This window comes from Aeromonas sp. HMWF014 (assembly GCF_963878295.1).
Lineage (GTDB): Bacteria > Pseudomonadota > Gammaproteobacteria > Enterobacterales > Aeromonadaceae > Aeromonas > Aeromonas popoffii.
On the sequence record NZ_CAWNYS010000437.1, the window covers coordinates 1 to 2,408 of the forward strand.

Here is a 2,408-nt window from a genome sequence, read left to right on the forward strand (position 1 = left end):
ATATAAAACTGAGTTTTGTTTATTTATTGGGATTATGTTCTAAATCTGATTGAATTTATTTTTGTTTACTCTTCACTCTAAATGGTGTAATCCGCTCGTAAGGCACTTCCCGACCGCCACGATCTTGGATACAACACTGTCGAACTGGTTCTAATTACTGCGGTCGAGTGATCTGCTGTAGGAGACCCCTAGGTCTGCCTGCAAGTATAAGGGGGGCGCTTAGTGGGGGGGGCTAGGGATTTTCGTTTTCCCATTTAGTCCAATCCCCCAAGGATGCATCAACCAGAGCCTCAGATTCCTCTAGGAAGTCGAGGTAAATGTAGGTAGTCGATATGTGGGAGTGTCCTAACAGTTTCTGTAAATTTCTGAGTGGGTCGTTCAAGATCTGTCGATATGAATCGGACCCATTCTCTCGGAGCTCCCTGAGATTTTGGGCCATACGTTTAATCATGGCATCTAGCTGATAGATAGCGAAGGTATGACGGCAGCCATGGGGGGTTAGCCGTATACCAGCTCTGCTGGATATAGCAGCAAAGAAACTCTCCACAGTGCGGCTAGAGAGAGGGCGCCCTGTTCGTGCTAAAAAGATTTTGCTGGATTGTTTCGGGGACTTTTTGCGTGTGTGGTTAGATTTTGCCCGCGTGAGGATCTCCGCTCTTTCCTCATCACAATAGAATCTGATTGCTCGAACGATCCTTTTTGGAATCCGAACATCGCGGCTTTTTTTGCCCTTCCCAACTACTTTAAGCGTCACACTCTTCAGTCCGGCATAGCATTGGTCATCTGGATCTGGGAGCTGATGAACGTCGAGGTTTAGCAACTCTGAGATACGTAACCCTGAGACTATCAGGGTATCAATTAAAGCCAGATTCCGTTGAGAGTTCTCGCCGTTAGCTATAAGAGGGCGCCAGATGCGTTGGTAGTTAGTGATGCTGATAAAATTTACGGGTTCTGGAGTGTATTTAGCAGATAAATCAGCAGTTTCTACATGTTTCCCGCCGAACGTAGCCTTCGAATGTCGGTACTTGAATGGAGTGCTATCGATGAACCCGTTATCACGGGCGTATTCATACAAGTGCACAATGGCGCTTATAGCCACATTCCATGAGCGATCTTTTAGGGCAGGTTGATTCTGGTATTCACCACTGGTTCGGATGGTGTAGTAGAGGTCTAAGTCACATTTTGTTGCCTGTTGCCAAGATTTTCCTTGGGCAGTCATAAACCGAATGAAGATGGAGACCTGATTGGCGTATGTCTTCCAAGTCTGAATACTCGCACGTTGAGGACTGAGTAGGTATTTACAAAAACCATCGAGTGTCTGGTCTGGCAGGCCATTGTCATCCAAAAAAAAGGGCCGACCATTTGGAATCATATTTTTCTTAAGAAGAGCCCTGAACTTGGTTCTTTCTACTGGGGGCAGCTGATCAAAGACGCCCTTATCAAAGTAAAACAGTTCAGCCATCGCTCAGCTCCAGATGATGAGACTATTGAGACATTCTATCCATGCGGCTTATAAATTCATGTGAACCATTGAAAGGACAATATTCTCTACTATGCAACGAATGAGACAGCTTCATTAATGACGTATAACCACCAGGTTGCCCAGCACTATGCCGTGCTTATGGCCGAGGCCGGAGCGGGGCAAAATGGTGGCACACAGAGCCGGATCCTGAATGTGGATGGCCAGACCGGTCGGTACCAGTGTGGTATCGCCCGGTGCCAGGGTGATGGGCGCATCCAGCAGGGCGCGCAGGTCCATACCGGCAGATCCCGGTGTGGCATAGGCAGGCAGCGGGTACTCGGTGCCGATGCGGGCATCCAGAATCTTCAATTCAATTTGTGTTGTCATGGATAGTTCGTTTTTCAATGAGTTCTTGTGTGGAGACCCTGCATGTTCAGTGCGGTCTGTGTCGTCGTGAATCGTTCGCCTGCCGGATGTTAGCCTCGGTAGTGGCGTGCAATCAGGGCGATCAGGTGACGGGCCAGCGTCAGCTTATCGGCCAGCGGCAAAGGGGCTTGCCCCCCTTGCCAGAAGACGGTCAGGGCATTGTCATCGGCATTGAAGCCCTGACCCGCGCGGGACACGTCGTTGGCGGCGATCATGTCCAGCCGCTTACGCTGCAGTTTATCGAGGGCGTATTGTTCCACATCCACGGTTTCGGCGGCAAATCCGACGGTGAAGGGCTTTTCTGACAGTGCTCCTACGGCGGCGACGATGTCTGGATTCTTGACCAGGGTCAGCACCATCTGGTCGTTGTCGCCGGTCTTCTTGATCTTCTGGTCGGCGACCTGCTCGGGGCGATAGTCGGCCACGGCGGCGCACCCAATGAAGAGATCACAGCTGCCCACGCGGTTCATCACCGCCTGATGCATCTGCTCGGCGCTTTCCACATCGACTCGCGCTACTC

2 protein-coding genes and 1 pseudogene are annotated in these 2,408 nt (G+C 50.5%); all 3 read right to left on the reverse strand.

What is annotated here, in order from left to right; genetic code table 11:
- Positions 1-232 precede the first annotated feature (232 nt).
- Entirely contained in the window at positions 233-1,462 is a 1,230-nt protein-coding gene (locus AAC083_RS17320; protein WP_108537255.1) for a tyrosine-type recombinase/integrase, read from the reverse strand.
- Between the two features lie 129 nt (positions 1,463-1,591).
- Positions 1,592-1,849 (reverse strand): annotated as a pseudogene (gene dut / locus AAC083_RS17325) (dUTP diphosphatase); the annotation flags it as partial.
- A gap of 89 nt (positions 1,850-1,938) precedes the next feature.
- The coding region (locus tag AAC083_RS17330) for a phosphopantothenoylcysteine decarboxylase domain-containing protein (RefSeq protein ID WP_308811019.1) at positions 1,939-2,408 on the reverse strand (470 nt) is incomplete at its 5' end.